The organism is Megasphaera sp. DJF_B143 (genome assembly GCF_900320625.1).
GTDB lineage: Bacteria > Bacillota > Negativicutes > Veillonellales > Megasphaeraceae > Megasphaera > Megasphaera hexanoica.
The window spans coordinates 1-5,929 of record NZ_ONTA01000101.1 but is presented as its reverse complement, the minus strand read 5'-3'; the positions used below and the strand labels follow the sequence as shown (position 1 = coordinate 5,929).

Sequence of the window (5,929 nt, the reverse complement as noted above, 5' to 3'; positions counted from 1 at the left end):
GGTATTCTGTACCGGCGCCGATGACAATCTGTGCTGGCGACGCATACATGCCACGGAAATGCTGCAAATGAGTGGACACGGCCTGTCGCAAGGCAAGGCAGCCCCAGACTGGTACTGGTTCCATCAGGTGGGATTGTTCATCTGCCAGAGTGTCCCGAAGCACTTTAGTCCAGGTAGCAAAGGGAAACATATCGGCCTGAATCTGATTTGATGTAAAATCAGCAAACCAGGCAGGTGTTTTTTCTGTTTCCCGGACCGTTTTCCGCACAGATCGGGGCCGTGGGAAGGCACGGGTCGTAATATCAGATACGTAATATCCCCGTTTGGGACGGGAGTAAATATAGCCTTCTGTCAGTAACTGGCCATAAGCCTTTTCTACGGTGATGGTGCTGATTCCCAGGTGAGTGGCAAAGGTCCGTTTGGACGGCAGTCGTTCGCCAGACCGTAATTTACCGCACTGAATATCTTCACGGAGACAATGATACAAATGTTCATAGAGAAATTCTGACCTTATATTTTCAAAAGAATAGGTTAGCATAACAGGCGTCTCATCCAATCTGACCTTTTAAAATATATAAAAATTGAGTCTTTTAATAAGGTCAATTTAGATTATACTAATACCCGTAAGAAATATCAAGTTACATACGGAGGAGATAGTTATGACCAGAAAAACAAACGAACGCTATGAATTAAACAAACAGTTGGCACAAATGCTGAAAGGAGGTGTCATTATGGATGTTACAACATCGGAGCAGGCTAAAATCGCTGAAGAAGCCGGTGCCTGTGCGGTCATGGCACTGGAACGCATTCCGGCTGATATACGGGCTGCCGGTGGCGTGTCCCGCATGAGTGATCCATATATGATTAAAGGAATTCAGGATGCCGTTTCAATACCGGTCATGGCAAAATGCCGCATCGGCCATTTCGTAGAAGCCCAGATTCTGGAAGCTATAGAAATTGATTACATCGACGAAAGTGAAGTTTTGTCGCCAGCAGATAATATATATCATATCGATAAAACTAAATTTAATGTACCCTTTGTCTGCGGTGCCCGTAATCTCGGCGAAGCTTTGCGCCGCATAGCGGAAGGGGCATCTATGATCCGCACGAAAGGTGAACCGGGTACAGGCGATGTCGTGCAGGCAGTCAGCCATATGCGGCTCATCAATTCAGAAATCGCGGCCCTTACGGCTAAACGGGATGATGAACTGTATGAAGCAGCCAAATCGTTGCAGGTACCTTACCATTTAGTTAAATACGTTCACGATGAAGGCAGACTGCCTGTCGTTAATTTTGCAGCCGGCGGGATAGCGACTCCTGCTGATGCGGCACTCATGATGCAGCTCGGTGCGGAAGGTGTCTTTGTAGGGTCGGGTATATTTAAATCGGGCAATCCGGCCAAACGGGCCCGGGCTATCGTTCAGGCCGTGACAAACTATCAGAATCCGGAAATATTGGCAAAATTATCCGAAAATCTTGGAGAAGCCATGGTCGGCATCAATGAAGAAGAAATAAAAATTCTCATGGCAGAACGGGGGCAGTGATGATGAAACCCGTGACGATTGGCATACTGGCCGTTCAGGGGGCCTTTATCGAACACCGGTATATGCTGGAATCTCTGGGTGCCCGGTGTGTTGAATTGCGAAATAAAGAGAATCTGGCCATTCCACTGGATGGACTAGTCCTGCCAGGTGGGGAAAGTACCGTTCAGGGGCGTATTCTCAGGGATGAAGGCATGTTCGGAATATTACAGCAGAAAATCCGAGACGGACTGCCGGTCCTTGCCACCTGTGCCGGCCTGATTCTTCTGGCAGATCATTTGAGCAATGACCGGGCGTCTTATTTCCAGACGTTGCCGGTTACGGTGCGGCGCAATGCGTACGGACGGCAGCTCGGCAGTTTTATAACGACGGCACCGGTAAAAGGTATCGGGGACGTACGGATGAATTTTATCCGTGCCCCCTATATTGAGTCCGTTGAACCAGGAGTGGATGTGTTATCTGTTGTCGATGACCATATCGTGGCCGTAGTTTACAAAAATCAGCTGGCACTATCTTTTCATCCTGAAGTCGGTCAGGATACGCGGATCCATGAATTTTTTCTCGACAGGGTCCGGAAGAAAAAAGGATGATTATTGTTTTACCGGAAGTGGTATGATATACGACATAACAAAAGAAGGGCCGCAGCAAAATGACCAGGATAGTTCATCTTGCTGCGGCCCCTCTTTTGTATTCAAAATTATTCAAACTGCTGTACCAGGTCCCGGAAGGTATCTTTATGAGACGGATACCAGTCAGTAAAGGCCTGGGAATCGGCGAGGAGACGGTCATTCAGTGCCAGAAAGAATGCCGGCAGATTCTTCGTTGTAATAGTGCCAATCTGTGTGCCTATGACACCCTGACCGATGGCATAACTGCCGCCAGCGTAGATGTCGAACGCTTCTTCCATGGCAGTGCCTGTTTTTTTGCCAGATCCGCGCAATCCCAGTATGGCCAGCTGCTGGACCGTGCAATTAGACGGGCAGCCGGAAAAATGGCATTTAGGCAAAAGGGTCGTGTCTTTGCCGCTTTCACGCAGTACGGTGGCAATATGGACGAATGTACCGTGCGAATCGCGCAATCCCTGCTGGCATACCGTTGCGCCGATGCAGCTGACCGATTGTTCAAACGCTGTCCTTGCCGTATCACTTACGGTAATATCCGCTATCGCCCGGGCTTCCGGGGCAGTCAGATTGATTATATATGCTGTTTCATCAGCGTTGAGCCGGATTTCGACATCATCCATAGCTGAAAGTGCCGTAAGAAGACGGGTGAATACAGTCATATCCGGCGTACCTCCCAGGGGCTTGTAGGCTACATAGTACAGGCCGGGCTGTTTTTGCTTTCCTATGCGCAGGTCAGACAATATGCGATCGTCATCACTGCCTTTTGTTGACGGTGTCTGCGGTTCAATCGTCAGTCTGTAATCTCCTTCAGAGCGGACTTTCCTGACGGCGTCCTGCACAGCCTTACGGAACGCATCTTCTCCCATGGCTTCCAGAATAAAGCGGGAACGATTGCGGCCGCGGTGTTCATAATCACCGTATTTCATGTAAATATCACGGGCATAGGCAAAAATGTAGTAAGAAATATCTAGGGGATCGATACCGTGGTCGATGAGAATGCCAAAGCGGGAGCCATTGACGCCGAAACCTCCGCCGGCATAGACATCGAATGTGTAATCTGGACGGGCTACGAATCCCAGGTCTTTGAACGTTGCATGTCCTTCATTGTCGAGGCCGTTTGAAAAGCTGATTTTAAATTTGCGGGGAAGGTTCAGCCTGGGCATGAGATTGATGACGAAGTGGGAAGCTGCTTCGATATAAGGGGTCATATCAAAGTATTCACCCTGTTCGACGCCGTGGAGGGGACTGGCCGTTATATTACGCGGATTGTCGCTTCCAGCGCCATAACAGTATATGCCGGCATCGAAGCATTCCTGGTACAAAGCCAGCAGATTTTCTTCAGACAAATGGTGAATCTGGAGAGCTTCGCCTGTCGTGAAATGAATCATGTCTAAGGGATATCGCCCGAGTATATCTTTTAAAAAGAGAATATGTTTTTTCCGGATGGCACCGCCGGAAAAGCGCAGACGCAGCATAGAACTCTGTCCGCCCCGTTCACCATAACTTCCAAACTTGCCAGACGTGCCTTTGTATTTTGCAGGTGGAAGCTCTTTAGCATAAAAAGCATGGCAGGCTTCTTTAAACAGAGGGAAGCGGCCCTGTAGTTCTGATTTCGTTTCCTGGGAAATTTCGGTCATGGAAAAGCTCCTTTCGAAAAAGAAAGTGTAATACTGAACATAGTATACCAGAATCCCCGATGTGTGGATATACAGAATTTTCCATAGAAGTAAAAAGTTTTACATAGAAGCAACGGGATGTATAGGAAATCTTTACAAAGGTGATTCACAATGGGTATGTTCGTACAGAAGGAGGGGTTATATGAAGCAAGTTTTTTTCTCTTCCACGCTGATGTGGAGTGCACCATTGCAGGATATGGCACAGGTCGTCCGGGACCATCAGCTGGCAGGGATAGAAGTATGGGCACAGCATTTTTTCTATCATCAGTACGACCGGAATGTTTATAGAGAATATGCCACCAAATTCCAGATGAAGACCTTTGTGCACAGCTGCAGCTGGGATCTGAACCTGGCTTCACTCAATGAGGGAATACGGCAGGCTTCTGTTCAGGAAGTCATAGCTTCTCTGCATCTGGCCAGAGATCTGGAAGCTTCTGAAGTGACGGTTCATCCCGGACATATGACTATGCCATTCTGGCCCAGGACCAGCGTGGCCCTGTTTCATCAATCGCTGGAACAGATTGCCGAAGCATCTCATGTTTTAGCAATCCCCGTATCACTGGAAATTATGGAGAAGATTCCGAAAGAGTTCGTCACATCTGTTGAGGCTATGGAGAACGCAGCAGGAGATTTATTTGATGCATTTTATTATACATTGGATACGGCCCACTGTGACAGTACAGCGGAAATCCGTCGCATATTGAATGAGATGCCACGGCTGTCTAAGATACATATCAGCAACCGTCAGGGTCCCGTATATCATACGCCCCTTAGGGAAGGAGATTATGACTTCAGGAAACTGCTGGGCGTTTTATACAGCCGGCAGCTGCCATTGGTCGTAGAAGGGTTTGATGCCGGTACCGGCTACACGATATTACACAAAAATCTTGATTTCTTACATGAGGAGGAACAACATGAATACATGGATAAAAAAAACCTGCGGTCTCTTACTGACCGGTGTTACGCTGTTTAGTCTTGCAGGCTGCGGAGGAAGCGGGGAACAGTCATCGGCTGCCAAAGACGACCTTAAGGGGGAAGTCGTCCTCTATACGTCCCAGCCGGAAAAAGATGCCCAGAAGCTGATAAAAGCGTTTAACAAGGAACATCCTGACGTCAAAGTCAGTGTATTCCGGTCTGGTACGGAAGAAGTCATCAGCAAAGTCATGGCAGAACAATCGGCCGGCGATATCAAAGCGGATGTGCTGCTGGTCGCCGATAATGTGACCTTTGAATCTCTGAAAAATAAAGATATGCTGGAAGCTTATGAATCGCCGGAACTGTCCGGTATTCCCAGTCAGTTCATCGATAAGGACCACATGTATACGGGAACGAAAGTCATCACGACGGGCATTATGGTCAATACGGATAAAGCCAAAGAACAGCCGGCTGCTTTTGCCGATTTGACAAAAACGGCGATGAAAGACGAAGTATCCATGCCGAGCCCGCTATATTCCGGCGCGGCTGCCTATAACCTGAGCCTGCTCACCCGGACAAATGGCCTGGGCTGGGACTGGTACAATGCCCTGAAAGCCAATGGCGTTAAAGTCGATAAAGGAAATGGTTCCGTTCAGAAAGCTGTCGTTTCTGGTGAAAAAGCTTACGGTATCGTTGCCGATTTCATGGCTAACCGGTCCCGGAAAGACGGAGCGCCTGTCACCTTCATTTATCCGTCGGAAGGATCTCCTGCCGTAACCGAACCAATCGGCCTGATAAAGAATGCCAAACATAAAAAAGCAGCCCAGGCTTTTATCGATTTCGTACTGTCCCAAAAGGGACAGGAACTGGCTGCCAGCATCGGATATACGCCGATTAAAGAAGGAGTCGCTGCTCCGGAAGGTTTGAAATCGATTACGGATATCCATGTACTGTCTGGCGACGTGACGACACTCTTTACCAACCGTGAAGCCGATAAAAAACAGTTCAGCAGCATCTTCTCATAAAGGGGGACTTCCATTGTTATCCTCAAAGATACAGCGGCCGATAGTACGACTGGTGTTCTACAGCCTTCTGTGTTTTGTCTTTGTGGCTCCGGTCCTGCGCCTCTGCGTCATGAGTTTTCATGGCGCAGATGGCTATAGTCTGGCCAATT

At 48.4% G+C, this 5,929-nt stretch carries 6 protein-coding genes; 4 read left to right on the top strand and 2 right to left on the bottom strand.

The features are described 5' to 3' along the window. Positions 1-538, bottom strand: a 538-nt coding sequence (locus tag DBO31_RS02935; protein ID WP_150824402.1) for a GntR family transcriptional regulator, incomplete at its 3' end; no start/stop codon positions are given. Between the two features lie 121 nt (positions 539-659). On the opposite strand from DBO31_RS02935, the gene pdxS reads away from it, so the two are divergent. Continuing rightward, positions 660-1,544, top strand: coding sequence for a pyridoxal 5'-phosphate synthase lyase subunit PdxS (gene pdxS, locus DBO31_RS02930; protein ID WP_150824401.1), 885 nt, complete (start codon positions 660-662; stop codon positions 1,542-1,544). After that, complete coding sequence (pdxT, locus tag DBO31_RS02925) at positions 1,544-2,131, top strand: pyridoxal 5'-phosphate synthase glutaminase subunit PdxT (RefSeq protein WP_200817442.1); 588 nt, start codon at positions 1,544-1,546, stop codon at positions 2,129-2,131. Before pdxS ends, pdxT begins: the two co-directional genes overlap by 1 nt. 107 nt (positions 2,132-2,238) lie before the next feature. Here the strand turns inward: pdxT and DBO31_RS02920 are convergent, their stop codons facing one another. Continuing rightward, entirely contained in the window at positions 2,239-3,801 is a 1,563-nt protein-coding gene (locus tag DBO31_RS02920; RefSeq protein ID WP_150824400.1) for a nitrite/sulfite reductase, read from the bottom strand. A 181-nt stretch (positions 3,802-3,982) separates the two neighbouring features. On the opposite strand from DBO31_RS02920, the gene DBO31_RS02915 reads away from it, so the two are divergent. After that, on the top strand, positions 3,983-4,813 hold the full coding sequence (locus tag DBO31_RS02915; RefSeq protein ID WP_150824399.1) for a sugar phosphate isomerase/epimerase: 831 nt from the start codon (positions 3,983-3,985) through the stop codon (positions 4,811-4,813). Beyond that, positions 4,755-5,780, top strand: coding sequence for an ABC transporter substrate-binding protein (locus tag DBO31_RS02910; RefSeq protein ID WP_150824398.1), 1,026 nt, complete (start codon positions 4,755-4,757; stop codon positions 5,778-5,780). The genes DBO31_RS02915 and DBO31_RS02910 overlap by 59 nt, the downstream gene beginning before the upstream one ends. Positions 5,781-5,929 lie beyond the last annotated feature (149 nt).